Below are 25,311 nucleotides of genomic sequence, written 5' to 3' on the forward strand. Positions count from 1 at the left end.
AATCCGTGCAGCGGAACATAGGGGGACGGCCCTCTCCAGACAACCGGCTGGATGCCAAAATTTGCGCTTGGTCAGGAAATTCCTTCCCCGCAAAGGTTGCGGGCGCTGCCTTGGAACCGCCGCCTCGGCCGTCCATTGCTGCGGGCGTGATTCGCAATCAGAAAGGCCATCGCATGCGCTTTCCCATCGCCGCCCGCCCCCTTTTCGCCCGCCCTCTCCTCGCCCGCCCGCTTCTCGCCCGCCCTCTCCTCGCCCGCCCGCTTCTCGCTCGCCCGCTTCTGGCCCTGCCGCTCGCGGCCGCGCTCGGCGCCGGCCCGGCGCTCGCCTCCTCCCCCGACGCCTGGGCGGAATTCAGGGCCGATGTCGAGGCGAAATGCGTCGCCGCCCTGCCGGAGACACTGAAGAACCAGACCGTCTACGTCGACGAGACGGGAACTGCGGCCTACGGCGTGGCGCTGATCGCCGGCCGGTCTGCAAGCGAAAAGGCGCGCGTGACGTTTGCCTGCGTCTACGACAAGGAGACGAAGGAGGCCCAGGTGACCGGCCCGATCGGCCGCGAATTCGTCCGCGTGCTCACTGAAAGGCAGCGCGCCGCCGTGCTGGAGCGGCAGAAGGCCGGCAAGGCCGCGCCGGCCGGCGACGACGACGCGGAATGAGGCCAGCGCCACCGCCGCTCTCCCCGTGGTCCCGGGCCTGATCCGGCATCCAGGCGGCGCGGCGGTAGGCGAAGTCGCGGCGGCACCGCCACTTCCCCCGTCATGCCGGACCTGATCCGGCATCCAGCGCGCGCAAATCCTTGCGCGCAAAAGGGTCCTCTCGCGCCGCGGACGCGGCGCGGCCGGATCCCGGCTCGGGGGCCGGGATGACGGAGGGGGCGGCTGGACGACGGCGCGGGGCCGTCATGCCCGGCGCGGGACCAGGATGACGGTGGGGTGGACGGCGGCGCAGAGGCTTGGAGCGAACGCCCCTCGCTGCCCCTCGCCACTTTCGCCACTCTCGCCGCCCTCGTGACTCTCCCCACGCTCGCCACAAGGCGGAGGGCCAAGCCCGGCGGCGCTGCCGGAGGTCCTTCAGGCGGCGCGGCACCGGGCGAAGGCGCGGCCGCACCGCCGCTCTCCCCGTCATGCCGGACTTGATCCGGCATCCAGCGCGCGCAAGTCCTTGCGCGCGAAAGGAACCTCTCGCGCCGCGGACGCGGCGCGGCTGGATCCCGGCGCGGGGGCCGGGATGACGGAGTGGGGGCAGCGGCGCAGAGGCTTAGAGCGAACGCCCCTCGCCGCCCCTCACCGCCCTCGTCACTCCCGCCACGAGAATGAGGGCTTGCCCCCGGCGGCACTGCCACTTCCCCCGTCATGCCGGACTTGATCCGGCATCCAGCGCGCGCAAGTCCTTGCGCGCGAAAGGAACCTCTCGCGCCGCGGACGCGGCGCGGCTGGATCCCGGCTCGGGGGCCGGGATGACGGAGGGGCGGCGGGGCCTCTCCCCGGTTGGAGCGGGTGGCTGCGGCAGGTGTTCTCCCCCTTGTGGGGGAGATGACCGGCAGGCCAGAGGGGGCTTAGAGGACGCGACCAAGGCCTGGGGACGATGTCCCCTCCCCACCCTCCCCACGAGAAGGAGGGCTTCCCCCGGCGGCACTGTCGGAGGTCCTTCAGGTGCCGCGGTGGTAGGCGAAGTCACGGCGGCACCGCCACTTCCCCCGTCATGCCGGACCTGATCCGGCATCCAGCGCGCGCACGTCCTTGCGCGCGAAAGGGTCCTCTCGCGCCGCGGACGCGGCGCGGCTGGATCCCGGCTCAGGGACCGGGATGACGGAGGGGGGCTGGACGGCGGCGCGGGGCCGCCATGCCCGGCGCGGAGGCCGGGATGACGGAGGGGGGTGGCGGCGGGGGGGGGGGGGAGCGAACGCCCCTCGCCGCCCCTCGCCACTCTCGCCACTCTCCCCGCCCTCGCCATTCTCGCCCTCGCCACGAGAGGGAGGGCTTGCCCCGGCGGCACTGCCGGAGCGCGGTCAGGCGGCGCGGCGGTAGGCGAAGGTGCGGCCGCCGTCGCCGGTGGAGACGAGGCCCATGCGGTGGAGCGAGGCGAGCACGCTCGCGATGGCGGGGCGGACCTTCTGGCCCTGGCGGAAGCGGGCGGCGATGGCGGCGGCATCGACCGCGCCGCCGGTCTCGATCAGGGCATCGATGACGAGGCCGGTCTGGGCGACCTCGTCGGTGAGCGGATAGGCCGGGCGGGCGCCGGGCGCGGCCGCGGCAGGCATGCCGAGATCGGCCTCCAGCTGCTCGGCCTTCTCCTTCTCCGAGCCGAAGCGCGGGATCTGGTATTCGGGGCGCAGCCAGCGCACCTGGCCGCGCTTCTCCTCCCTTGCCCGCTCCTTGTTGAGGGCGACGAGGCGGGAGAGCACCTCCTCCTCGGGCAGGTCGACCGGCCAGCCATAAGCTTCGGCCACGGCCGCATCGAGCCGGTCGTGCAGTTCCTTGACGATCAGCACCAGCCCGTCGTCGAAAATGCGGCGCTCCTTGACGTCGAGGTCGCCGGGCGCCGCCCCCGCCCGCAGCCGCTCCAGCACGTTGTAGAGGCCCGTCAGCGTCAGGTGCTCGTGGTCGGCCAGCACCCGCTTGCGATGGGCGTCGAGCTCCTCCGCGATGGCGCCGATCGCCTGCTTCTGCGCCTCGGTGGCAGCGGGGAACGGGAAGGGATTGAAAGTCTTTGTATGGAAGTAGCGAGTATCGTTTCCGACGCCAAGCCAGCCACCGGTTCGCAGCGAAAACAGTTCATGAATTCGGGAATGGAGCGTTCCCAGTAGCGATGGCGAATCATGCGCGATGAGGACGACCGTGCTTTCCGCGATCGCCTTGCCGTCGGCGAAAGAGAATATCCGGTGACGACCTTGGCGCGCGGTGATAATGACGCGCTTGAGGTTCTGCACAGCATCTCGTAGATCGATACTAGGTTGCCCAAATAGCCACCAATTTTCTCTTCGATAGTCAATTGGGTTGTTTCTTCGCTCCGGTTCCGAGTTTTGGAGTAGGTACTGGTACAAGCTCGGCGCACTTGCCCTGAGCTCCTCTTTCGCCATCGGAAATAAGTCTACGGCGACAAGGTGGCGATCGCGCTGATTTATGTCTCTGCCGATAAAATAGGGTTTGGCGCGATTGGCAAGTGTTGGGCCGAGCAACAGTTCCGCCTCCGCGGCAGACATGACAAAGCTGTCGCCGTTGAGCTGAAATCCTTTATGCGCGATCTGTGAGTTTGCTCGCAATGCTGTAAGCGATGTCACATCCACCCCCACCGTCAGGTCCGAATTGATCCTCCCTCGCTTCTCCTCGAAAAGGATCACCGGGCTGTCGGTGTCGACCGCCTCCTCCGCCGTCACCTCCAGCAGCAGGCCGTCCTTCCGGCCGGCTTCGGCGACCGTCATGGCGATGCGGACGGCGGCGCTGTCGCGCGTCACCCTGGTCCAGGGGTGATCGGGGATCGCCATCACCAGTGAGAGCGGCTTCTTGGCATTCAGATGCGGCTCCATCACCCGGCGCTGGAAGACCTGGCTGATGGAATTGGTGGTGACGAAGCCGAAGCGCTTCAGCGGGCTCTTGGCCTTGAGCAGGATCTCCGCCGAGCGGTCCCACCAGTACATGACGAAATCGGCGCTGCCGTTAATATGCCCGTGGGCCTCCCACAGCGCCTCGGCGTAGGCCGAGCCCATGCGGGCGCGGATATCCTTGCCGCCGACGAAGGGCGGGTTGCCGACGATGTAGTCGGCCTTCGGCCAGTCCGGCCGGCGCGGGTTCGGGTAGGTCTCGACGCCGTCCCTCACCTGCGGCAGCGGGTAGCCATCCCAGGTCAGCACCGCATCCATGTTCTGGATGTTGCGGAAGGCCTTCAGGATCGGCTCGGAGGGGGCGGCGCCGCTGTTGCGGAAATGCCATTGCAGGTGGCCGATCCACAGCACCAGCTCGGCGATCGCGGCGGCGCGCGGGTTGAGCTCCATGCCGAGGAACTGGTGCGGATCGACCGAATGGGTCTCCAGCGACAGCGCCTCCTGGCCGCCGAGGTCGTTGATCGCCTCCAGCACCTCGCCTTCCAGCCGCTTCATCAGCTCCAGCGCGACATAGAGGAAGTTGCCGGTGCCGCAGGCGGGATCGAGCACCCGCGTCTCGCAGAGCTTGTCGTGGAAGGCCTGCACCGTCCGGATCGCGGCTTCGGCCTTGCCGTCGGACTTCTGCCGGTCGGCGGTGGAGCGCACGCTGTCCCACTCGGCGCGCAGGGGATCGATGACGGTGGCGATGACCAGCCGCTCGACATAGGCGCGCGGGGTATAGTGCGCGCCGAGGCGGCGGCGGTCGGTCGGGTCGAGCGCCTGCTCCAGGAAGGTGCCGAAGATCGCCGGCTCGACGTCGCGCCAGTCATGGCTGGCGGCGGCGGCAAGCTCGCCGATCTCCTCCTTTGCGAGCTTCAGCGCGCGGCGGTTCTTGAAGAACTCGCCGTTGAACTTCTTCACCTTCTGGCGGATCGTGGCGGTGAAGCCGCCCTCGTCCATCGCCCGCCAGAGGTCCTCCATCATGCCGGGGAAGATCTCCGGATTCTCGGCGCAGTCCTTCAAGAGGTCCTTGAAGCTCTCCTTCGGCAGCAGCTCCACATCCTCGGCGAACATGGTGAAGAGCACGCGCATCAGGAACATCGCGACCTCTTCGGTCGGATAGCCGGCCTTCTCCAGCGCCTGGCTGACCTTTGCGATGCGGGTGGCGATCTCGCGTGTCACCTTGGCGGCGTGGCGGGAAGGATCGAGCGAGAGCGGATCGGACCAGATGGCGACGAGCCGGTCGCGGACGTTCTTGTCGCGCAGGTCCTCCAGGTAGATGCGGAAGGAGCGGCGATCGGGGAACTGGTCGTAGGCCTTTCCGTCGCGGCGGAAGTTGGCATAGACCTCGATGCAGTGGCCGACGTCGCAGACGAGCACGAAGGGCGGCGGCTCGTGGTCTGCCGGCAGGAGCCGCACATAGTTTTCCGCCTGCGTGCGGGCGTTCATCATCAGGACGTCCCAGGAGCGGTTCGCCCCGGCGCGTCGCCCGCGCGGGGCGGCGGCGATGCCCGGCAGGGTCGGCGCCTCGGCGAGAAGCTTCTTGTCGCCGGACAGCCGGCTCTGCTTGGCCTCCAGGATGAAGCAGTCGCGCTTGTAGAGGTCGATGCGCTTGGACGAGGTGGCGCCGTCGCGGCCGGTCTCCTTGACCACGCGCTCGAAGACGTAGGCGTTGCCCTCGGTGGTGGCGGACGCCGGATCGGCATGCGGCAGGCCGAGCAGATCGCAGAGCTCGGTGAGGAACAGGGCGTAGTTCGCCCGCTCCTGTCCGCCCTCCTGCCCCTGCCAACGCCGGATGAAGGTTTCGACTGCCGCTGTCACTATCCAGAATCCCCGCCGCTTCGGGCGCGATCTTAATCAGGCGGCGGCCGGGCGCAAGGCCCGGCCCCGTCACGGCGCAACGTCACGGGGAAAAGCCCCTCTCCACCCTCCCCACGCGAAGGAGGGCTTGCCCCGGCGGCGCTGCCGGAGGTCCTTCAGGTGGACGGCGGTGCGGGGCCGCCATGCCCGGCGCGGGGCCGGGATGACGGTGGGCGGGACGGTGCCCCCTCAGCCGTTGGCGCTGGAATGGGCCCAGTCGAAGTAGAGTTCGCGGGCCTTGGCGGTGACCGGGCCGGGCTGGAGGCTGCGGTCGTCGAGGCGGGTGACGGGGACGACCTTGGAATAGTTGCCGGAGGTGAAGATCTCGTCGGCGGCCCCGAAATCCTCGACCGTCAGCGTCTTCTCGACGACCTCGAAGCCCTGCTCGCGCAGGAGCTTGATCACCCGGTGGCGGGTGATGCCGGCGAGGAAGGTCTGGTTGGCGGCGGGCGTGAAGACGACGCCGTCCCGGACCATGAAGATGTTGGAGGCGCCGGTCTCGGCGACGTTTCCGAGCATGTCGCGCACGAGCGCATTGTCGAAGCCGCGGCGCTTGGCCTCCATGATGATGCGGGCATTGTTCGGATAGAGGCAGCCGGCCTTGGCGTCGGTCGGCATGCACTCGATCGTCGGGCGGCGGAAGGGCGAGACGGTCAGCGAGTTGCCGGCATGGGCATCGCCCATCGGTGCCTCGAACAGGCAGAGCGCGAAGCGGGTGGAATCCGGATCGGCGGGGACGACGCCATAGGCGCCGTGCTCGGCCCAGTACATCGGCTTGACATAGAGCGCGGTGCGGCCGTCGAACTTCTCCACGCCCTCCCAGGTCAGCGCCTCGATCTCCTCGGCGCGCATGGTCGCCCGCAGCCCGAGGCTGACGGCGGAGCGGTTGACGCGCTGGCAGTGCAGGTCGAGGTCGGGGGCGATGCCGTCGAACCAGCGGGCGCCGTCGAACACGGTCGACCCCAGCCACATGGCATGCGAGGTCGGGCCGATCAGCGGCGGATTGCCGGAGAGCCACTCGCCATCGACATAGGTCCAGGTGGGGGTGCGCGGGGATGTATCGACTGCCATCTTGGTGCTCCTTCTTTCCGGGCTTTCGCTTCGTCCGGCCTGAACCAAACGGCGGACGCTGTCCACTCACGATCTTAGATGGATGCATCAGCCATTGTCATGGGTCGGCCGGTGGCGGCTGCGGCGCGTGCATGGCATAGAAGCAGATATGGCAGATCTTGAGGAGCGGCGATGAAAGCGATGTACTACGAGGCCTTCGGGGCAACGCCGGAGATCCGCGTGCTGCCGGATCCGGCGCCGAGCCGCAACGGGGTGGTCGTCAAGGTCGAGGCCACCGGGCTCTGCCGCTCGGACTGGCACGGCTGGATGGGGCACGATCCCGACATCCGCCTGCCGCACGTGCCCGGTCACGAGCTGGCCGGCACGGTGCTCGCCGCCGGCAAGGGCGTGTCGCGCTTCAAGCCGGGCGACCGGGTGACCGTGCCCTTCGTCTCCGGCTGCGGCCACTGCCACGAATGCCGCTCCGGCAACCAACAGGTCTGCGAGGCGCAGTTCCAGCCGGGCTTCACCCACTGGGGCTCGTTTGCCGAATATGTCGCGCTCGACTTTGCCGACCAGAACCTCGTGCCGCTGCCGGACAGCGTCTCCTTTGCGACCGCCGCAAGCCTCGGCTGCCGCTTCGCCACCTCGTTCCGCGCCGTCTGCGACCAGGCGAAGGTCAAGGGCGGCGAATGGGTGGCGGTGCACGGCTGCGGCGGCGTCGGGCTGTCGGCGATCATGATCGCGGCGGCGCTCGGCGCCCGCCCGATCGCGATCGACATCTCCGAAGAGAAGCTCGCCTTCGCCCGGACGATGGGGGCGGTGGCGGCCGTCAACGCCCGCGCGGTGGCCGACGTCGCCGAAGCCGTACGCGAGATCTCCGGCGGCGGCGCGCATGCCTCGATCGACGCGCTCGGCTCGCAGGTCACCGCCTTCAATTCGATTGCGAACCTGCGCCGGCGCGGGCGGCACGTGCAGGTCGGGCTGATGCTCGGCGCCGAGGCGGCGCCGCAGATCCCGATGGCGCAGGTGATCGGCCACGAGCTCGAGATCTACGGCAGCCACGGCATGCAGGCCTGGCGCTACGACGCGATGCTGGCGATGATGGCGGCGGGCACGCTGAAGCCGGAGCGGCTGATCGGCCGCGAGATCAGCCTTGCCGAGGCCGTCCCGGCGCTGGTCTCGATGGACCAGGCGACCGATCTCGGCATCAGCGTGATCACGCGGTTCTGAGGCGGGCGCGGCCGGGCGGACAGCCTTCTCGCGGATGCGGTTGGCGATCGCGACGGCGCACCCTAGGATGCTTCCGCAACCGGGAGGAGCAAGCGATGGGCAGAGAAACCACGGGCGACGCCGCGCGCAAGGGCGCGAAGACGAGTGCCGTGAGCGGGGACGGCAAGTCCGGCGGCGGGCCGGTGCTGCTGTCGGGCGGCAATCCGCAGATCGCCAAGGGCCATGGCGACGGCCCGGTGCAGGCCTATATCGCCGCCATGCCGGGCTGGAAGAGCGCGGTCGGCCGGCGCCTCGATGCGCTGATCGTGGCCGCCGTCCCCGGCGTCGGCAAGGCGGTGAAGTGGAACTCGCCGTTCTATGGGCTGGCGGGAGAGGGCTGGTTCCTCAGCCTGCATTGCTTCACGAAATACATCAAGGTGGCCTTCTTCCGCGGCGCCGCCCTCCATCCCGTCCCGCCGGAAGCCTCCAAAAGCGGCGACACGCGCTATTTCCACATCTACGAGGGCGACGACCTCGACGAGCGGCAGTTCACGGACTGGGTGAAGCAGGCGAGCCGGCTGCCGGGCGAGAAGATGTGATCCCGCCGGCCGCGGGCAACGGCAGCGGCAGATAGAGACAGAACAGACAGCCGGGACGGCAAAGCAGAGGAGGACGAGGATGACGGGCGGCAGTGCGAAGACGGCGGAGACAGACACGGATGCCGCGCGGCTGATCGATGCGCGGATCGCCGAGCTCGGCGACTGGCGCGGCGAGACGCTGGCGCGGGTGCGGCAGCTTGTCCGGGAGGCGGTCCCCGACGTGGTCGAGGAATGGAAGTGGCGCGGGGTGCCGGTATGGTCGCATGGCGGCATCCTCTGCACGGGCGAGACCTACAAGGCGGTGGTCAAGCTCACCTTCGCCAAGGGCGCTGCGCTTTCGGACCCGAAGGGCCTCTTCAACGCCAGTCTCGAGGGCAACACCCGGCGCGCCATCGACATCCGCGAGGGCGAGGCGATCGACGCCGACGCGCTGAAGGCGCTGATCCGCGCCGCCGCGACGCTGAACGCGGCGCCGCGGAAGGGCAGAAGCGGCTGAGGTGTCCAACGCCGCCGTCCGGCCTGCGCGCGAGACCGCAGGCCTATTCGGAGAGGCGCGCTTTGCGGGCGTCGCTGCGAATGGCCGCAAAGCGGTCTAGCGGGTGAAGCGCGCGCTGTCGTTTGCGGTCGCCATGCCGCAGACGAGGTTCGGCTCGGGGCACAGCCCGCTCGACGTCACCATGCGCCGCGAGGCGAGGTTGGTCACTGAAACCAGTTCGTAGATGTGGGTCGCGCCCAGATCCTCGAAGACGCGGGCGACCATGCGGGCGTTGACATGGTTGCCGAGCCCCCTGCCCCGCTGCGCATCGGCGACCGCCACCAGCCCGCCCCAGGCATGGCGGTGATACGGACTGTGGGCGTTGTGCGGCAGATAGCCATGCGCGGCGGCGACGATGTTGCCATCCTCGTCGCCGATGACCACGGTGGTGGCCGACCCCATGGCGCCGACGAGAAACGAGCCGGAGAACGGGACGACCCCCGCGCTCCCCATCAGCGCCTGGATACGGGCGGTGTATTCGCCATCGGGATCGGTTGGCCTCTTCAGTTCGCGCAGCCCGTCGGGCAGCGGCCGGGACAGGGCCTCGCCTGCCGCGGCCAGTGCGGTCGCGCGATCGGCCAGGAAGACGTCCCAGGTGTCCAGCCGGTATGCGCGTGCCGCCAGCCGGGACCTCAGTTCCTCTTCCCTGTCGGCCGCGATCAGGCGGAAGCCGCAGACACCGTCCCGCTCCAGGTATGTGTGGATGCGGTCCCAACCCAGCCGATCCGGGTCGTCGCAGCCCATCGATCGCCCCGCCTGATAGGCGCCGGGCGTCGCCGCTATGAAGTCGGCGCTCGCTTCGGCCTGCGCCTGCAGGCGCTGCTGTGCTTCCGTGCCGAAATACCCGGACATGAGGCGGCCTCCCGCGTAGCGCGAAAAGTATATCCCTCCGCTGGGCGACTGCCAACAGTGCGGCGACGGCCGGCGGCAGGCGCCGGGAGACGGAGCGCCGCAACCATTGCGACAGGCACCGGCCGCAGGCTAGGTTGCGGGCGTGAGGCAACGATTGCCCGGCATTCGGGAGGCGAAGGCATGCGCGGATATCTGCCCGATATTCTCGGCGCTGCAGCGGGCGTGGCGGTGGCGCTGATGCTGGCCCGGGCCTTCGCCATCGACGGCAACGCGCAGCTCGCGCTCTTCGCCCTCCTGCCCGCCCTTCTCGGAGCCGCCGCCGAACGGATCGTCGCGGGCCGCCGGTGACGGCACGACGCTTGACCGGTGCAGCCGGGATTTGTGCAACGCACCCGATATTGCTATGATCCGGCGCTAATGATCTGGAATGCCAGTGCTTTCGGGAAGTTGAGCCATCGCCGTGCCCCATGCCGCCCACTACGCCGCGTATGTCTTCGACGCCTATGGCACCCTGTTCGACGTGCATGCGGCGGTGCGCCGCCATGCCGGCGACGTCGGGCCGGACTACCAGCGCTTTTCGGAACTTTGGCGGGCCAAGCAGCTCGAATATTCCTGGACCCGGGCGCTGATGGGCGCCTACCGCGACTTCTGGCAGCTGACCGAAGAGGCGCTCGACTTCACGCTGGCACGCGTCCCGGGCGTCGATCCCGGCCTGCGGAGCCGGCTTCTGGAGGCCTACTGGAAGCTCGACTGCTATCCGGAGGTGCCGGCCGTGCTGAAGGCGCTGAAGGCCAGGGGGGCGCGGATCGCGATCCTGTCCAACGGTTCGCCGGCGATGCTGCGCTCGGCGGTCGCAAACGCCGCGCTCGACACGGTGATCGACGACGTCTTCTCGGTCGATCCGCTGCGCACCTACAAGACCGCGCCTGCCGTCTACGACATGGTGACGACGCGCTACCGGCTCTATCCGGATGCCGTGTCGTTCCAGTCCTCCAACCGGTGGGACGTGGCCGGGGCGAGGAAGTTCGGCTTCCGCACCGTCTGGATCAACCGCAGCGGCATGCCGGACGAATATGCGGACCTCGGGCCGTCGCTCATCCTGCCGACGCTGGAGGCGCTGGAGTGACAGCGGCCGGCGCCGGGCCCGGAGGGCGGCGATCGGGCAACGGACAGGGAGGAGCGCATGGGCTGGTCGGCCGCGCAGTATCTGCAATTCGAGGATGAACGGACGCGGCCGGCGCGCGACCTGCTGGCGCAGGTGCCGGACCTGCCGGCAGGCGCCGTCTACGATCTCGGCTGCGGTCCCGGCAATTCGACGGAATTGCTGCTCTCGCGCTTTCCGGGCCATGCGGTGGTCGGCATCGACAGCGACGCGGACATGCTGGCCGCCGCCCGCCGGCGGCTGCCGCAGCTCACCTTCGAATTCGGCGACCTCTCCGCCTGGACCCCGCCGGCGCCGGCGGCGCTCTTCTACGCCAACGCGGTGTTCCAGTGGGTGCCGGAGCATCTGGCGGTGCTGGCCCGGCTGATGGACCATCTGGTGCCCGGCGGGGTGCTGGCCGTGCAGATGCCGGACAATCTCGGCGAGCCGAGCCATGTGGCGATGGATGCGACCGCGCAGGACGCCCGCTGGGCGCGGCACTTCTCAGGCAACCACCCCCGGCCGCGCGCGCCGCTGCCGGCGCCTGTCGGCTACTACGACGCGCTGTCGCCCAGGGCCGGGCGCGTCGATATCTGGCACACGATCTACAACCACCCGATGGCGGATGCGGCGGCGATCGTCGAATGGGTCAAGGGCACCGGCATCCGGCCCTATCTGGCACAGCTTCCCGAACACGATCAGGCCGGCTTCCTCGAGGCCTACCGGCAGCGCATCGACCAGGCCTACCCGCCGGCCGCGAACGGCCGCAGGCTGCTGCGCTTCCCGCGGCTGTTCGTGGTGGCGGTCAGGGGTTGAGGCGCGCGGGCGCGGGCCTCAATCGAAGGGGCAGGGCCAGCTGGACGGGGCGGTGAAGCCGGGCGGCAGCTTCGTTTCGGCGTTGCCGCAGGCGAGGTTGACCTGCTCCTGCTCCAGCCCCGTCGAGGACGACAGGTCGAGGCCCTCGATCCGGGTCAGAAACAGGAAGGCATGGGAGAAGTCGAGGCCGCCCTTGAACGTCGCCTTGCTGAGATCGGCGCGGGACAGGTTGGTGTAGCGGAAGCGGGCGCCGGTGAGCTCGGCGCCGGAGAAATCGGCGCGGCCGAGCTCGGCCTTGTCGAATACCGCATCGGTCAGCACGGCGTCCTTGAAGCTCGCCCGCTGCAGCTCGGCGGCGGCGAAGGTGGCGCCGGGCGCGCTCACCTTGTCGAAGCCGGTGCGATAGCCCTCGACGCGGTTGAAATTGGCTTTTGCCGCGGTCGCCCCCGTCAGCCAGGCGCGCGCCATGACGGCTTCCTCGAGGTTGGCGCCGTCGAGATTGGTGCCGCTGAGGTCGGTCAGGGTGAAGTCGGCCTCGACGAGAACGGCGCCCTTGAAGTCGTTGCCCTGCAGCATGATCATCTTCTTGGCGCAGCTGGTCCAGTCGACGCCGGGCGCGGGCTCGGTGGAGCAATCGGCGGCCGCAGCAGGCCGGGCCGGGCCGAGGACGAGCGGCAGGAGGAGGACGGCCGCGGCGAGAAGGCCGGCGCCCAGGCAGAGGCCGGATGTCGCCGTCGAACGATCACGAAGCGCGGCAAGAATGCTCATTCCAGACTTCATTTCGACGCACGCTCCCGCATTCCCTGTCGAGCCTCGTGCCGCCGAGTGCGCCCCGCTTTTAGCCAGGCTGCCGGCGGCTTCCGTTTTTCGCACACGGCGGCGGAAATGGAAAGGCCGGACCGGCCCCCGGCCACCCCGTCCGGCCGACGAGCCCATAGGGCGGACGTTCCCTCCCCGCTCTCCAAGCGTGCGCAAGTCTTGACCCGCAAAGGGTTTCCCTCGCGCCGCCGACGCGGCGCGGCTGGATCCCGGCTCGGGGCCGGGATGACGGAAAGGGGGCTGCGGGGTTTCTCCCCGATGGGGCAACCGTCTGCCCGATTGGCGCCTCTGCGGCGAGCCCTCCCCCTCATGCGGGGCGGGATCGTCCGATTGCCCGGCCACAAGGGGCGATGGGTCAGCGCCGGTTCGCGGTGGAGATCAACATCTCACCAGCGAGGCCAGCAGGGCCACGAGGGCGGCCTGACGATGCGTGTCGGTCTTCTGGAAGATGGACTTGATCCTGCTGCGGGCGGTTTCCTTGGTGATGCCGAGGGTGTCGGCAGCGTGCTCGAGCGTCTCGCCGACCGCCAGGAGCGCGGCGAGGCGCGCCTCCGCCGGCGTGAGCCGGAAGGCGCGACCGAACAGCTGCCAGTCGGACCTGGCCGGGCGGACGATCTCTTCGAGGAGCAGCAATGCGCGCGCGCACAGGAACGGCGACCGTGCCGCACCGTCGACGGGCAGCGTCCGGATCACCAGCGGCGCGGCGTTCTCGCGCCTGACGACGATGGGCGGCGCAAACAGGGTCTTGCCCTCGCGAAGGCCGCGCAGCCGGTCGACAAACCTGGCGTATTCCGCCGCGGCGTGGCGATCGCGGAACATCAGGCGCTCGCGGGCGATCTGGATGGACGCGCCCATGAGCCGGCGCGCTGCGGCGTTGGCATGGATGAAGCGGCCGGTCTGGTCGATCGCCACCACGGCCTTGCCGATCTGATCGAACGAGTTTGCGACCGACGAGAAGGCGACGCGGCCGGCAAGATGGGCAAGACTGCAGACTTCGTTCAGCCGCAGCGAGAATTGCTGCAGGACGGCCCTCTCTGTCTGTTCGAACGCGCCCTGGCGCAGCGACCGGTGCAGCGTCAGCGACCAGAAATCGGGGCCGCCGCGGACCCCGATGCCCGCCCACCACCTGCCGTCGAAGCGGGGCAGGAATTCGTCGAAGAACGGCGTGCCCCTCCCGCCGGCATCGGTCAGATCGCGGTCCAGGGCAACTTCGCCGCGCAGGTTCATAACCCTGGCACGCCGGTGACTGTCGGCGTCCTGCTCGGGCCAGCCTTCGCGAACATAGGTTTCCAGGCATTCCCTGAGGTGCCCGGTCGCCAGCGCCCCTTCCGACCCGGTCTGCGGGATCAGGCCCGCGCCCATGGCGCCGGCCGCCGCCGCCACGTCCTCCAGCAGCTCCGTCCAACGCGAGGGATCGGCAACGATGTCCGACAACTGCATCGACGCATGCTGCAAACGCCTGATATCGATGGGCATCCCACCCCCTGCGTTGTCGCCAGACACAAACAGCGTATCGACCCCAAAGCAATATAGATCAACCGACCACGGGATCGTTCGGCGCCTTTTGCAGTGAAACCTGCAAGAGCCGACTCGATCGTCATCGCGATGCTCGAAAGTGACCTTGGCCGCAGGCCCCTCCGGCCAAGTATATCAAATGAAGCCGCCCCTTCGATAGGGGCGTTGCCAAGCCGTTGCTTCGGCGGGCCTGCCCGCGATCAACCCCCAAACGGGGGTCGAATGCCTACCGCGCGCATGGTTCCGTTCGACCGCGGGGGGCACGCCCCGCGAGGGCGACCGGCAAGAAGGGCTGACGGGCATGGACTCTTCCTTGAAACTGGCGTGGACGCTTGCCGCCGCGCTGACCATCGCACCGCAGGCGCGCGCCTCCGGCATCGACGAGGCGCACGGCTTCGACGTCGACGTCGCCATCGTATTTGCGGTCGACTATTCCTCCTCGATCGATCCGGACACCGCCGATCTGCAACGGAACGGGCATGTCGCCGCACTCACGTCGCCGGAGATCGTCAAGGCCATTGCCAGCAATCCGCGGGGCTGCATCGGCGTGACCTATTTCGAATGGGCGAGCCCGGCGCATATCAGGGTCGTCTTGCCGTGGACGCGGATCTGCGGGGCGGCTGACGCCGAAAGGGCGGCCGGGGTGATCGGCCGGAAGGGCGATACCGGCTTCAGCCGCCGGGGCCGCGGCGGGACATCCATTTCGTCGGCCATCGAAGTCGGGAGACTGCTGCTCGACCAGTTTCCGGGAAGCGCCGACAGGAAGGTCATCGACATTTCCGGCAACGGCGAGAACAACGACGGCCTACCCGTCCAGGGATCGAGGCGCAAGGCCGTCGACAGGGGCTACACGATCAATGCCATCGCGGTCCCCAATGAAGACGAGACCCCCGGCCGCACCTTGGCGTCCTATTTTGCCGACAACGTCATCGGCGGCTACCAGGCCTTCGTCATGGTGCCGAAGGCTGCGGGCGACTACACCCTGGCGCTGCGCCGGAAGCTCGCCCGGGAGATCGCCCTGAACGATCCGCATCCGCCGGACGCCGGGGGGCGCACCGGGTGGCCACCCGTCATGACCCTCGCGGACGCGCGATAGCGCTGGCCCCGCCGCTCAGCCGCCGATCCGCGCCACCAGAAAATCGATGAAGGCACGGATGCGGGCGGCGAGGTGCTCGTGGCCGGCGAAGACGGCGTAGACGGTCTCGATCTCGCCGGGGTGGAACGCCTCCAGCAGCGGCACGAGCCGGCCGGCCTCGAAATCCGGCTCGACATGGAAGCGGCCGACGCGGCCGATGCCGACGCCGTCGAGGCAGAGCTGGCGGATGATCGGACCGCTCGAGGCCATGACGTTGCCGGAGACCGCATGCAGGACCGGCGCGGTGCGGCCGGGCAGACGGAACGCCCACTCGTCGACGCTGCGGCGGAAATTGAAGCGGATGCAGTTGTGAGCGGCGAGATCGTCCGGCGTCTGCGGCGTGCCGTGGCGTTCGAGATAGGCGGGAGCGGCCATGACGACGGGCGCGGTCTCCATCAGCTTGCGCGCCAGAAGCGAGGAATCGCGCAGCGGCCCGGTGCGGATCGCCACGTCGGCGCGCTCGCCGACCACGTCGATGACGCTGTCGGTCAGGGTCAGGTCGACCCGGATCTCGGGATAGAGCGCCAGGAAATCGGGCAGAAGCGGCAGGATGAAGCGTTCGCCGAAGGCGACGGCCGCGTTGACGCGCAGCGACCCGCGCGGCGTGGCGCGGGCGCCGTCGGCCACCGCCTGCTCGGTCTCCTCGATCTCGGCGAGGATCCGCCGCGCCCGCTCCAGATAGACCTCGCCCTCCGGCGTCGGCTCCAGCCTGCGGGTGGTGCGCACCAGCAGCCGTGTCGACAGCCTGTCCTCCAGGCGGCTGACGAGCTTGCTGACGGCGGACGGCGACAGGCCGAGCCGGCGGCCGGCGGCCGAGAAGCTCTTCATGTCCACGGCCGTCACGAAGACTTCCATTTCACCGGCGCGGTTGTCCATGGCCCTTCCGCCTATGAATTCTGTTCAAAGATACTTATCCCATCAGGCCGATTATCGAACAAGTCCGCTTCGGCCATATTCGGCGCAACCATCCGTTCCACCCGTTCGACCGCCCGGCCCGGAGCGCTGTTCCGCGCCGGCTTGCGGAAGGAGAAAGCCATGCCTCTTGCCATCTTCGCCCTGACGATCGCGGCCTATGCGATCGGCACCACCGAATTCGTCATCGTCGGCCTGCTGCCGACGGTGGCCGCCGACCTCGGCATCACCCTGCCGCTCGCCGGCCTCATCGTTTCCATCTATGCGCTCGGCGTCACCTTCGGCGCGCCGGTGCTGACGGCCCTGACCGGCCGGGCGGGCCGCAAGCCGCTCTTGCTCGGGCTGATGGCGCTGTTCGTGGCCGGCAACACGCTCGCCGCCTTCGCGCCGACCTACGAGATCCTGCTCGTCGCCCGGGTGCTGTCGGCCTTCGCGCACGGCGTGTTCTTCTCCGTCGGCTCGACGATCGCCGCCGAACTCGTTGCCGAGGACCGGCGGGCGTCGGCCATCGCCATGATGTTCATGGGGCTGACGGTCGCGATCGTCACCGGCGTTCCGCTCGGCACGCTGATCGGCCAGACCTTCGGCTGGCGCGCCACCTTCGCCGCGGTCGCGGCACTCGGCGTCATCGCCTTTATCGGGATCGCCACCCTCCTGCCCGCCAACCTGAAGCGCCAGCAGGCGGCGACGCTCTCCGAGCAGGTGCGCGTCCTCGGCTCCGGGCGGCTGCTGATCGTCTTCGCCATGACGGCGCTCGGCTATGGCGGCACCTTCGTCACCTTCACCTATCTCGCCCCGGTGCTGCAGGAGATCACCGGCTTCTCCGCCGGCGCCGTCAGCCTCGTGCTGGTGCTCTACGGGCTTGCCATCGCCGCGGGCAACATCGCCGGCGGGAAGATCGCCGACCGCGACCCGGTGAAGGCGCTGACCGTCCTGTTCGCGGCCCAGGCCGTCGTGCTCGCGCTCTTCACCTTCACCGCGCCCTCCCCGGTGCTGGCGCTGGTGACGCTTGCAGCCCTCGGCTTCCTGTCGTTCGCCAACGTGCCGGGCCTGCAGCTCTACGTGGTCCAGCTCGCCAAGCGCCATCGCCCGGCCGCCGTCGACGTCGCCTCGGCGCTGAACATCGCCGCCTTCAACCTCGGCATCGCCGCCGGCGCCTGGATCGGCGGGCTCGTCGTCGCCTCGCCGCTCGGCCTCGGCGCGACACCCTGGGTCGGCGCGCTGCTCGTCCTCGGAGCGCTCGGTTTCACAGTGCTGAGCGGCACACTCGACCGGCGGCAGGCAGGCCCGGCCGAAGCCGGCGCCGAGCCGGTGCGCGCCTAGCCGGGCTGAAGCCGGCGCCGTGCGCGCCGCCCCTCATCCGGCTGCCGCCACCTTCTCCCCGCAGGCGGGGAGAAGGACGGATGCGGCGGCGCCGCGCGCTCCCTCTCGCTCGCAACAACGCCTGGCACTCCCTTCTCCCCGCGCAACACGTTTCAGCCCCCTCTCCCCGCCCGCGACGCCCTCTTCCCGCGACGCTTCGGCCGCCCTCTTCCCGCCTGCGACGTCTCGGCCTCCCTCTCCCCGCCTGCGGGGAGAGGGTTGGGGTGAGGGGGCAAAGGGTGAAGGGGGAAAGGGCAAGTGCATCGACGACAGGGGGTGGGCGCAGGCGGGCCGCGACATGCCCCCGGCGGCCTCTTCTTCCCACCAGCGGCCTCTTCTCCCCACCAGGGAACGGTGGGCCAACGTTGGTCATAGGCCCCGCGCCGCCCCTCATCCGGCTGCCGCCACCTTCTCCCCGCAGGCGGGGAGAAGGACGGTTGCGGCGGCGCCGCGCGCTCCCTCTGCCTTCGGGCGGCTGCGGCCCATTTCCTTCAGCGGCGGCCTCGGATAAGGATGGGGGGCCGCAGACCGCGGCACCGGGAAACGTTTCATGCAGACCAACCACAAGCTTGCGGCACAGGCGATGCCGGACTGGCCGGCGATTGCGGCCGTCGTTCTCGGCGTCACCGCCTTTTCGGTGGCGCAGGGGGTGACCTATCCGCTGATCTCGCTGGTGCTGGAATCGCGCGGCGTGTCCTCGACGCTGATCGGCATCAACGCCTTCGGGTTCGCGCTCGGGCTCGCGGCGGCGACGCTGATGATCGGGCGGCTGACGCAGCGCTTCCGGGCGCAGCACCTGATCGTCGCCGGCCTTGTCGGCTGCTCGCTCTGCCTTGCCACCTTCGCCGGCTTTTCGTCGATGAGCGTGTGGTTTCTCGCCCGCTTCGTGCTCGGCTTCTGCGCCAGCGTGATCTTCATGCTGAGCGAGGCCTGGCTGAACGTCGCCTGCCCCGACAGGCTGCGCGGGCGGGTCTCGGGCATCTATGGCGCCGCGGTCTGCGCCGGCTTTGCCGCCGGGCCGCTGGCGATCCCGCTGTTCGGCACGGCCGGCGGCTTCGGCTTCGCGCTGACTGCCGTCTATCTCGCGCTCGTCGCCTTCGCCACCGGGCTGCTGCTGGTCTCGACGCGGACGGTGCCGGAGCCGTCGTCGACGAAGGACGTCTTCTCCTTCTTCCGCCACGCGCCGATGCTGGTCGCGATGGTCTTCGCCTTCGGCTTTGCCGACATCGCGGCGATCTCGGCCATGCCGGTCTATTTCGTCAAGAGCGGGCACTCGGAGGCCTTCGCCGCGCTCAGCGTCACCGTGCTGGCGCTGCCGACGGCGCTGGCGCAACCCTTCATCGGCTATGCGCTGGACCGGCTGCCCAAGCACGGGGTCGCGGTGGCGACGGCGGCGGCCGCGGCGGGCGGCTTCATCGTCCTGCCCCTGCTCGACGCGCCGGCGCCGATCCTCGTCGCCTTCGGCCTGATCGGGGCGGCGAGCTTCTCGCTCTACACCTGCGCGCTCGCCATGCTGGGCGAGACCTATCGCGGCAGCATGCTGGTGGCGGGCAGCGCCGCCTACGGGCTGACCTATGCCGTCGGCAGCGGCGCCGGCTCCAGCCTCACCGGGCTCGTGATGGAAGTGGCCGGACTGGAGGCCGGACCGCTGATGGTGGGCGCGGCGCTTGCCGTCTTCACGGCGATGTTTGCGTTGGGCGGGCGCAAGCGATAGGCGTCGCCGCCGTGGCCATGCCCTGCCCTGCGAGCGGCGTCCGGCCCGGTCGGCCCGCACCCTGGGGAGCCTGCGGCAGGGGATGCGTCTCGACCAGAAGGCCGACGATCCGCCGGACGATCGGCAGGACGACGAGCGCCACCGGGAAGGCGACGACGTAGGAGACGCTCCAGGCCTCGAGGATGCGCCAGTGGGTATCGGCGGCGAAGCCGACGACGCGCAGGGTCGAGATCGCCGAGACGATGCCCGACATCAGAAACGACAGGATCATCGGCATCACCACGACCTGCGCCCGCGCGGGAAGCTTGCGCGGACGCGGCATCCGCAGGCCCTTCGTTTCGTTCATCGCCAGCATCGTCCATGCCCTCCGTTGATGACCGCTTGTTGCACGGCGGCGCCATTGTGCGCTATTCCCGAAGACGGCACATCGGATGTGAGTTTTTGCACAATGCTGGACTGGGACGACCTGCGCTACTTCACGGCCCTTGCCGATGACGGCTCGCTCTCGGCCGCCGCCCGGCGGCTGAAGGTCGACCATGCGACGGTGGCGCGGCGGATCGCGGCACTCGAGGAGAAGACCGGCGTGCGGCTGGTGGACCGGCGGGCGCGGCGCTACCAGCTGACGCCGGAGGGCGTGCGGGTCGCCGAACACGCGCGGCGCATGGAGGTGGAGGCGCTGGCGGTGGAGCGCTCGCTCCATCCACGGCCCGGCGAAAGGCCGGTGGAGGTCTCGGTCAGCGCGCCGCCGGTGATCGCCGTCGGGCTGATCGCCCCGCGCCTTGCCGCCTTCCGCAAGGACCATCCGAACATCCGCCTGCGCCTGCTCGGCCACATCCAGACCGTGTCGCTGACGCGCCGCGAGGCGGACGTGGCGGTGCGGCTCAGCCGACCCGCGGACACGACGCTGGTCGTGCGCAAGGCGGCGACGATCCGCTACCGCCTCTACGCCGCCGCGTCCTATCTCGCCGGCCGCGCGCCCGCGGACTACGAGTTCATCGGCTTCGACGACAGCGTCGGCGAGATCGCTCAGCAGACCTGGCTGATGGAGATCGCCGGAAAGCGGCCGCTCGCCCTGCGCAGCAACGACCTGGCGATCCAAGCGGCCGCGGCGGCGGCCGGGCTCGGCATCGCCGCCCTGCCGGAGTTCGCCGCGGCGCGGCTGGGGCTCGAAGAGATGGACGCTTCCACCGGCGCCTATGCCCGCGACGCCTGGCTGACCTATCATCACGACCTGCGCGACAGTCCCGCCATCGCCGCCGCGGTGCCGTTCCTGGCGGACTGCCTGAAGCAGCGGCCGGCGGCAGGGTTGTGATGCGGTCGGGCCCGGGGTCAGGGCGCGGTGCGCGGGCGGGGACCGGATCTGGCTGCGGCGCTCCCCGCCCGGCGCCGCAGTCTTCAATTCATCCGTCATGCCGGACTGGATCCGGCATCCAGCCCGCGCAAGTCCTTGCGCGGAAAGTGCATTCCCCGCGCCGCGGACGCGGCGCCGCTGGATGCCGGCTCGGGGCCGGCATGACGGTGGAGAGGGGGACGCGACCCGCCGGCCGAAGCGGGCTGGGCAAGGGTTCGAAAGCGCGGCACTCGCAATCTCCGTCACACCGGCCTCGAGCCGGTGTCCAGCCCGCGCAAGTCCTTGCGCGGGAAGAGCTTCCCCGCGCCGCCGACGCGGCGCCGCTGGATGCCGGCTCGGGGGCCGGCATGACGGTGGAGAGGGGGACGCGGCCCGCCGGCCGAAGCGGGCTGGGCACGGGTTCGAAAGCGCGGCATTCGCAACCTCCATCACACCGGCCTCGAGCCGGTGTCCAGCCCGCGCAAGGCCTTGCGCGAAAAGAGCTTCCCCGCGCCGCGGACGCGGCGCCGCTGGATGCCGGCTCGGGGGCCGGCATGACGGTCGAGAGGAGGACGCGGCCCGCCGGCCGAAGCGGGCTGGGCAAGGGTTCGAAAGCGCGGCACTCGCAACCTCCGTCACACCGGCCTCGAGCCGGTGTCCAGCCCGCGCAAGGCCTTGCGCGGGAAGAGCTTCCCCGCGCCGCGAACGCGGCGCCGCTGGATGCCGGCTCGGGGGCCGGCATGACGGTGGAGAGGTGGACGCGGCCCGCCGGCCGAAGCGGACTGGGCTAGGGTTCGAAAGCGCGGCCCGTTCCGCTCAGACGAACTGGCTGAGGCCGGGGACGGAGCCCACGACCTCGTCGACCACCGCATCGCCGGCATATTCGCGGGCGACCGCGATCGTCTCCTTCGCAAGCCCGGTGATCTCGCCCATGCCGAGGCCCTCACTCATCAGCTGCTGGCCGAGCGCCATGACGCCGCCGCCCATGGCGTTCATCAGCCCGCCGAGCAGGCCGCCGCCGGCGCCTTCGCCGTTGTACTGCGCGACGAGGTCGGAGGCGCCGGGGATGGCCTCGATCATCTGCGCCACCGGGCCATCGGCCGCCTCGCGCTGCAGAAAGCCCAGCATCATGCCGATCGCCTTTTCGGCGGTGGCTGCATCGATGCCGACGTTTTCGGCGACGCGGTTGACGAGATCGGTCATGGAAGTCCTCCGGGATCATTTTTTGACGTTGACGTCAACGTTATGGGAAACCGGCAACGAACTCAAGTGCCGCCGGACGGATATCGCCATCATGCCTGTCGTTCATCACAGGTGTTGAAGTTCCACGACCACCTTATAAAGTCGGCTCGACGATTCAATGACGATATCGGGACGCGGGCGCAAGACGCCCATGACCCGACCGGCTGCACGGACCGGCGCCACGACGCCCGGCGCACAAGGGAGAACGACGGTGAGCGAGACGATGTTTCAGGACGGCAAGCTCTATATCGGCACCAGCCGCAAGCCGGACAATGCGATCAACAAGCCGGAATACCTGGAGCTGAAGTTCGGCAACCGGCACGGGCTCGTCACCGGCGCCACCGGCACCGGCAAGACGATCACCCTGCAGATCCTCGCCGAGGGCTTCTCCAATGCCGGCGTGCCGGTGTTCTGCGCCGACGTGAAGGGGGACCTGTCGGGCATCGGCGCGATCGGCGAGGCCAAGGACTTCCTGCTCAAGCGCGCGCAGGAGATCGGGCTCGAGCCCTACGACTTCCAGGAGTTCCCGGTGATCTTCTGGGATCTCTACGGCGAGAAGGGCCACCGCGTCCGCACCACCATCACCGAGATGGGGCCGCTGCTCCTGTCGCGGCTGATGAACGCGACGGACGCGCAGGAGGGCGTGCTCAACATCGCCTTCAAGATCGCCGACCAGGGCGGCCTGCCGCTGCTCGACCTGAAGGACCTGCAGGCGCTGCTGACCTACATGGGCGACAACGCCAGCGAGCTCTCCAACCAGTTCGGCTTCATCTCCAAGGCCTCGGTCGGCTCGATCCAGCGCGAGCTGCTGATCCTCGAGCAGCAGGGCGCCGAGCACTTCTTCGGCGAGCCGGCGCTGAAGATCTCCGACGTCATGCGCACCACCAATGACGGGCGCGGCGCGATCTCGGTGCTCGCCGCCGACAAGCTGATGATGAACCCGCGCCTCTACGGCACCTTCCTGCTGTGGCTGCTGTCGGAACTGTTCGAGGAGCTGCCGGAGGTGGGCGATCCGGACAAGCCGAAGCTGGTGTTCTTCTTCGACGAGGCGCACCTCCTGTTCAAGGACGCGCCGAAGGTGCTGGTCGAACGCGTCGAGCAGGTGGTCCGGCTGATCCGCTCCAAGGGCGTGGGCGTCTATTTCGTCACCCAGAACCCGCTCGACGTGCCCGAGACGGTGCTGGCGCAGCTCGGCAACCGCGTGCAGCATGCGCTGCGCGCCTACACGCCGCGCGAGCAGAAGGCGGTGAAGACGGCGGCCGACACCTTCCGCCCCAATCCCGACTTCGACTGCGCCACCGTCATCACCGCGCTCGGCACCGGCGAGGCGCTGGTCTCGACGCTGGAGGGCAAGGGCATCCCCTCGATGGTGGAGCGCACGCTGGTGCGCCCGCCGGCCTCGCGCGTCGGCCCGCTGACCGACGCCGAGCGGGCAGCCGTGATGAAGGTCAGCCCGGTGGCCGGCCTCTACGACGAGGACTTCGACCGGGAATCCGCCTACGAGATGCTGGCGGCGCGCGCGAAGAAGCTGGAGGAACAGCAGCAGCAGGCCGAGCAGGCGGCGGAAGAGCCGCAGCCGGAGAACGGCGGCAGCCGCTGGACGCTGCCGGGCTTCGGCGACGAGCCGACGCAGGCCTCGGCGAACGGCAAGCCGAAGGCGCGCTCCGGCTACCAGCGCGAGACGGTGGTGGAGGCGGCGATGAAATCCGCCGCCCGCAGCGTCGCCACCTCGCTCGGACGGGCGATCGTGCGCGGCATCCTCGGCAGCCTGCGGCGATAGCGCCGGCGGCACCGCCCCTCCATGCCGTGCCCGCATGGGCGGCTGCGTCCCGCAAGGGCCGCAGCGCCGCATGGGGCCGTGCCCCGCCCTTAGGCCCCAGCCTGTGCCCCGCCCGGGCTCCGGCCCGCATCGGCCTTCGCCCCGCGCGGGGCGGCGCAGTCGGGTGCAGCCATGGCGCGGGCGGCCGCGCGGTCGCGGCGTTGGCCTGGTGCGAGCATTGGTGCGGTCGCGACGTTGGCCTGGTGCTGGCATGATGCGGTCGCGGTGCAGGCGTGGCGCTGGGGTGCGCTGGCGGGGCGCGGTCGCCGACTTGGCGGAAAGGCGTTGACAGCCGCCCGGCGGCGGCGCCTTGATGGTCGCGTCGGACCGGAGCGGCTGCCGCCACCCTGCGACAGCGGCTCCAGAGAGGAGGCCGTCTCATGCCCACCTTCATCATCGAACGCAACATTCCCGGCGCAGACAGGCTGAGCGCCGACGAGCTCTGCAGCATTTCCGCCCGCTCGAACGACGCCGTGGCCGGCCTCGGCAAGCCCTACCGGTGGATCACCAGCTACGTCGCCGGCGACAAGTTCTACTGCGTGCACGAGGCCGAAAGCGCGGACGTGATCCGCGAACACGCCCGCCGCGGCGGCTTTCCCGCCGACCGCGTCACCGAAGTCACGGCCGTCATCGGCCCGGAGACGGCAAAGGGCGGAGCGGGGCGGTGACGGGGCGCCTATGACGGGGGCGTGTGACGGGGAGCTTGTGGCGGAGGCTGTCGGCTGACTGATCGGGCACGCTGATCGGGCAAACCGGTGGGCTGACCAGCTGGACTGACCGGAGGAACTGACTTGGCGGTCTGGCTGAGAGGGGCCCGCCGGCCCGTCGCCCGCATGCCGTGGCCGCCGCAAGATCACCCCCACCCGCCGCTTCGCGGCGACCTCCCCCCTCAAGGGGGAGGTGGGTGGCGCGGCAACCGGCGGGCCGCCACCCTCCCCTTGAGGGGGAGGGTCGGAGCGCAGCTCCGGGGTGGGGTGATTGCGACGCCGGCATGGGCGTTCGGCGGTTGTGGGCGGGACCAGCCTTGTGTCTGCTCAGGTATCCGCGTCGAATGTACGCGCCGCCGCTCCGCCGCCCCTCATCCGCCTGCCGGCACTTTCTCCCCGCAAGCGGGGAGAAGGACACGCGCAGCGTCGCCTTTGTCCCCTTCAAGGGGGTGGCCTCCAACGTCCCCCGCGGATCACCCCCACCCGCCGCTCCGCGGCGACCTCCACCCTCAAGGGGGAGGTGGATGGGCGCGGCGGCCGGCGCGGCGACTACCCTCCCCTTGAGGGGGAGGGTCGGAGCGAAGCTCCGGGGTGGGGTGATGCGACGCCGGCGTGGGCGCTCGGCGTTGCGGGCGGGGACCGGTCTTGTGTCTGATCAGGTGTCCGCCTTGCATGTCCCGCCACCACGCCCACGTCCCCTCTCCCCGCCTGCGGGGAGAGGGTCAGGGTGAGGGGCAATCGCTGCTGCGCCCTGCATCCGCCGGCAGAGAACCATCGCCGCACATCCGCCGGCGGAGGATCGCCGCGGCTGCGTCCTCCGCCCCTCATCCGCCTGCCGGCACCTTCTCCCCGCAGGCGGGGAGAAGGGCACACGCGGCGCCGCGTTTGTCCCCTTCAAGGGGATTGGCCTCCAGCGTCCCCGCGGATCACCCCCACCCGCCGCTTCGCGGCGACCTCCCCCCTCAAGGGGGAGGTGGATGGCGCGGCGACCGACAGGGCGACTACCCTCCCCTCGAGGGGGAGGGTCGGAGCGCAGCTCCGGGGTGGGGTGATTGCGACGCCAGCGCGGGCGCTCGGCAGTTGTAGGCGGGGACGGGTCTTGTGTCTGCTC

21 protein-coding genes are annotated in these 25,311 nt (G+C 69.9%); 13 read left to right on the forward strand and 8 right to left on the reverse strand.

Annotation, left to right across the window (positions count from 1 at the left end):
• The first annotated feature begins 173 nt into the window (after positions 1 to 173).
• Positions 174 to 656, forward strand: a complete 483-nt coding sequence (locus P0086_RS06000; protein ID WP_275783535.1) for a hypothetical protein — start codon at positions 174 to 176, stop codon at positions 654 to 656.
• Positions 657 to 2,008: 1,352 nt separating this feature from the next.
• Here P0086_RS06000 and P0086_RS06005 read toward each other — a convergent pair.
• Together P0086_RS06005 and P0086_RS06010 are read right to left on the reverse strand one after the other, a co-directional pair.
• The gene (locus tag P0086_RS06005) at positions 2,009 to 5,401 is read right to left on the reverse strand and encodes a DNA methyltransferase (RefSeq protein ID WP_275783537.1); all 3,393 of its coding nucleotides are present in this window, start codon (positions 5,399 to 5,401) and stop codon (positions 2,009 to 2,011) included.
• A 228-nt stretch (positions 5,402 to 5,629) separates the two neighbouring features.
• Positions 5,630 to 6,511: a branched-chain amino acid aminotransferase gene (locus P0086_RS06010; protein ID WP_112600126.1), complete on the reverse strand. Its 882-nt coding sequence runs from the start codon at positions 6,509 to 6,511 to the stop codon at positions 5,630 to 5,632.
• Positions 6,512 to 6,682: 171 nt separating this feature from the next.
• Between P0086_RS06010 and P0086_RS06015 the strand changes: the two genes are divergently transcribed.
• The 3 genes from P0086_RS06015 to P0086_RS06025 all read left to right on the forward strand — a co-directional run bounded on the left by P0086_RS06015 (position 6,683) and on the right by P0086_RS06025 (position 8,797).
• Positions 6,683 to 7,723 (forward strand): zinc-dependent alcohol dehydrogenase family protein, encoded by a 1,041-nt coding sequence (locus P0086_RS06015; RefSeq protein WP_275783540.1) that lies wholly within the window; start codon positions 6,683 to 6,685, stop codon positions 7,721 to 7,723.
• Positions 7,724 to 7,818: 95 nt separating this feature from the next.
• Entirely contained in the window at positions 7,819 to 8,301 is a 483-nt protein-coding gene (locus P0086_RS06020) for a DUF1801 domain-containing protein (protein ID WP_275783542.1), read from the forward strand.
• Between the two features lie 79 nt (positions 8,302 to 8,380).
• On the forward strand, positions 8,381 to 8,797 hold the full coding sequence (locus tag P0086_RS06025; RefSeq protein ID WP_275783544.1) for a DUF1801 domain-containing protein: 417 nt from the start codon (positions 8,381 to 8,383) through the stop codon (positions 8,795 to 8,797).
• A 96-nt stretch (positions 8,798 to 8,893) separates the two neighbouring features.
• On the opposite strand, the gene P0086_RS06030 is transcribed toward P0086_RS06025, so the two are convergent.
• Positions 8,894 to 9,688 (reverse strand): GNAT family N-acetyltransferase, encoded by a 795-nt coding sequence (locus P0086_RS06030; RefSeq protein ID WP_275783548.1) that lies wholly within the window; start codon positions 9,686 to 9,688, stop codon positions 8,894 to 8,896.
• Positions 9,689 to 9,868: 180 nt separating this feature from the next.
• Between P0086_RS06030 and P0086_RS06035 the strand changes: the two genes are divergently transcribed.
• From P0086_RS06035 to tam, 3 genes are all read left to right on the forward strand, one after another.
• A complete protein-coding gene (locus P0086_RS06035; RefSeq protein WP_275783551.1) occupies positions 9,869 to 10,036 on the forward strand; it encodes a hypothetical protein in 168 nt (55 codons plus the stop codon).
• Positions 10,037 to 10,148: 112 nt separating this feature from the next.
• Positions 10,149 to 10,814 (forward strand): haloacid dehalogenase type II, encoded by a 666-nt coding sequence (locus P0086_RS06040; protein WP_275783553.1) that lies wholly within the window; start codon positions 10,149 to 10,151, stop codon positions 10,812 to 10,814.
• A gap of 57 nt (positions 10,815 to 10,871) precedes the next feature.
• On the forward strand, positions 10,872 to 11,645 hold the full coding sequence (tam, locus tag P0086_RS06045; protein ID WP_275783556.1) for a trans-aconitate 2-methyltransferase: 774 nt from the start codon (positions 10,872 to 10,874) through the stop codon (positions 11,643 to 11,645).
• Positions 11,646 to 11,663: 18 nt separating this feature from the next.
• Here the strand turns inward: tam and P0086_RS06050 are convergent, their stop codons facing one another.
• Both P0086_RS06050 and P0086_RS06055 read right to left on the reverse strand, forming a co-directional pair.
• Positions 11,664 to 12,413, reverse strand: coding sequence for a pentapeptide repeat-containing protein (locus P0086_RS06050; protein ID WP_275783560.1), 750 nt, complete (start codon positions 12,411 to 12,413; stop codon positions 11,664 to 11,666).
• Between the two features lie 429 nt (positions 12,414 to 12,842).
• Positions 12,843 to 13,967, reverse strand: a complete 1,125-nt coding sequence (locus tag P0086_RS06055; protein WP_275783562.1) for a hypothetical protein — start codon at positions 13,965 to 13,967, stop codon at positions 12,843 to 12,845.
• A gap of 313 nt (positions 13,968 to 14,280) precedes the next feature.
• Here P0086_RS06055 and P0086_RS06060 point away from each other — a divergent pair, with 313 nt between their 5' ends.
• Positions 14,281 to 15,075: a DUF1194 domain-containing protein gene (locus P0086_RS06060; RefSeq protein WP_275783564.1), complete on the forward strand. Its 795-nt coding sequence runs from the start codon at positions 14,281 to 14,283 to the stop codon at positions 15,073 to 15,075.
• 15 nt (positions 15,076 to 15,090) lie between these two features.
• Here the strand turns inward: P0086_RS06060 and P0086_RS06065 are convergent, their stop codons facing one another.
• Positions 15,091 to 15,990 carry a LysR family transcriptional regulator gene (locus P0086_RS06065; protein ID WP_112600133.1) on the reverse strand — a complete coding sequence of 300 codons (900 nt, stop codon included), beginning with the start codon at positions 15,988 to 15,990 and terminating at the stop codon, positions 15,091 to 15,093.
• Positions 15,991 to 16,149: 159 nt separating this feature from the next.
• Between P0086_RS06065 and P0086_RS06070 the strand changes: the two genes are divergently transcribed.
• Both P0086_RS06070 and P0086_RS06075 read left to right on the forward strand, forming a co-directional pair.
• On the forward strand, positions 16,150 to 17,349 hold the full coding sequence (locus P0086_RS06070) for an MFS transporter (protein WP_275783566.1): 1,200 nt from the start codon (positions 16,150 to 16,152) through the stop codon (positions 17,347 to 17,349).
• A 589-nt stretch (positions 17,350 to 17,938) separates the two neighbouring features.
• Positions 17,939 to 19,102 (forward strand): MFS transporter, encoded by a 1,164-nt coding sequence (locus tag P0086_RS06075; RefSeq protein WP_275783568.1) that lies wholly within the window; start codon positions 17,939 to 17,941, stop codon positions 19,100 to 19,102.
• Here the strand turns inward: P0086_RS06075 and P0086_RS25290 are convergent.
• Positions 19,065 to 19,448 (reverse strand): DUF2798 domain-containing protein, encoded by a 384-nt coding sequence (locus tag P0086_RS25290; RefSeq protein WP_345799302.1) that lies wholly within the window; start codon positions 19,446 to 19,448, stop codon positions 19,065 to 19,067. The genes P0086_RS06075 and P0086_RS25290 overlap by 38 nt on opposite strands.
• Positions 19,449 to 19,550: 102 nt before the next feature.
• Here P0086_RS25290 and P0086_RS06085 point away from each other — a divergent pair, with 102 nt between their 5' ends.
• Positions 19,551 to 20,414: a LysR family transcriptional regulator gene (locus P0086_RS06085; RefSeq protein ID WP_275783571.1), complete on the forward strand. Its 864-nt coding sequence runs from the start codon at positions 19,551 to 19,553 to the stop codon at positions 20,412 to 20,414.
• 834 nt (positions 20,415 to 21,248) lie between these two features.
• On the opposite strand, the gene P0086_RS06090 is transcribed toward P0086_RS06085, so the two are convergent.
• Positions 21,249 to 21,635 (reverse strand): hypothetical protein, encoded by a 387-nt coding sequence (locus P0086_RS06090; protein WP_275783574.1) that lies wholly within the window; start codon positions 21,633 to 21,635, stop codon positions 21,249 to 21,251.
• Positions 21,636 to 21,897: 262 nt separating this feature from the next.
• On the opposite strand from P0086_RS06090, the gene P0086_RS06095 reads away from it, so the two are divergent.
• Positions 21,898 to 23,454 (forward strand): helicase HerA-like C-terminal domain-containing protein, encoded by a 1,557-nt coding sequence (locus tag P0086_RS06095; protein ID WP_112600442.1) that lies wholly within the window; start codon positions 21,898 to 21,900, stop codon positions 23,452 to 23,454.
• Positions 23,455 to 23,873: 419 nt separating this feature from the next.
• Positions 23,874 to 24,161 (forward strand): DUF4242 domain-containing protein, encoded by a 288-nt coding sequence (locus P0086_RS06100; RefSeq protein ID WP_112612088.1) that lies wholly within the window; start codon positions 23,874 to 23,876, stop codon positions 24,159 to 24,161.
• The last annotated feature ends 1,150 nt before the right edge of the window (positions 24,162 to 25,311 follow it).

The sequence above is a fragment of the Mycoplana sp. MJR14 genome (assembly GCF_029210525.1).
Lineage (GTDB): Bacteria > Pseudomonadota > Alphaproteobacteria > Rhizobiales > Rhizobiaceae > Mycoplana.

What these genes read in the sequence shown, in the direction of transcription:
- P0086_RS06000 (WP_275783535.1), top strand. Translation starts at nt 174, where the DNA reads ATGCGCTTTCCCATCGCCGCCCGCCCCCTTTTCGCCCGCCCTCTCCTC.
- P0086_RS06010 (WP_112600126.1), bottom strand. Translation starts at nt 6,511, where the DNA reads ATGGCAGTCGATACATCCCCGCGCACCCCCACCTGGACCTATGTCGAT.
- P0086_RS06015 (WP_275783540.1), top strand. Translation starts at nt 6,683, where the DNA reads ATGAAAGCGATGTACTACGAGGCCTTCGGGGCAACGCCGGAGATCCGC.
- P0086_RS06020 (WP_275783542.1), top strand. Translation starts at nt 7,819, where the DNA reads ATGGGCAGAGAAACCACGGGCGACGCCGCGCGCAAGGGCGCGAAGACG.
- P0086_RS06025 (WP_275783544.1), top strand. Translation starts at nt 8,381, where the DNA reads ATGACGGGCGGCAGTGCGAAGACGGCGGAGACAGACACGGATGCCGCG.
- P0086_RS06030 (WP_275783548.1), bottom strand. Translation starts at nt 9,688, where the DNA reads ATGTCCGGGTATTTCGGCACGGAAGCACAGCAGCGCCTGCAGGCGCAG.
- P0086_RS06035 (WP_275783551.1), top strand. Translation starts at nt 9,869, where the DNA reads ATGCGCGGATATCTGCCCGATATTCTCGGCGCTGCAGCGGGCGTGGCG.
- tam (WP_275783556.1), top strand. Translation starts at nt 10,872, where the DNA reads ATGGGCTGGTCGGCCGCGCAGTATCTGCAATTCGAGGATGAACGGACG.
- P0086_RS06050 (WP_275783560.1), bottom strand. Translation starts at nt 12,413, where the DNA reads ATGAGCATTCTTGCCGCGCTTCGTGATCGTTCGACGGCGACATCCGGC.
- P0086_RS06060 (WP_275783564.1), top strand. Translation starts at nt 14,281, where the DNA reads ATGGACTCTTCCTTGAAACTGGCGTGGACGCTTGCCGCCGCGCTGACC.
- P0086_RS06065 (WP_112600133.1), bottom strand. Translation starts at nt 15,990, where the DNA reads ATGGACAACCGCGCCGGTGAAATGGAAGTCTTCGTGACGGCCGTGGAC.
- P0086_RS06070 (WP_275783566.1), top strand. Translation starts at nt 16,150, where the DNA reads ATGCCTCTTGCCATCTTCGCCCTGACGATCGCGGCCTATGCGATCGGC.
- P0086_RS06075 (WP_275783568.1), top strand. Translation starts at nt 17,939, where the DNA reads ATGCAGACCAACCACAAGCTTGCGGCACAGGCGATGCCGGACTGGCCG.
- P0086_RS25290 (WP_345799302.1), bottom strand. Translation starts at nt 19,448, where the DNA reads ATGAACGAAACGAAGGGCCTGCGGATGCCGCGTCCGCGCAAGCTTCCC.
- P0086_RS06085 (WP_275783571.1), top strand. Translation starts at nt 19,551, where the DNA reads ATGCTGGACTGGGACGACCTGCGCTACTTCACGGCCCTTGCCGATGAC.
- P0086_RS06090 (WP_275783574.1), bottom strand. Translation starts at nt 21,635, where the DNA reads ATGACCGATCTCGTCAACCGCGTCGCCGAAAACGTCGGCATCGATGCA.
- P0086_RS06095 (WP_112600442.1), top strand. Translation starts at nt 21,898, where the DNA reads ATGTTTCAGGACGGCAAGCTCTATATCGGCACCAGCCGCAAGCCGGAC.
- P0086_RS06100 (WP_112612088.1), top strand. Translation starts at nt 23,874, where the DNA reads ATGCCCACCTTCATCATCGAACGCAACATTCCCGGCGCAGACAGGCTG.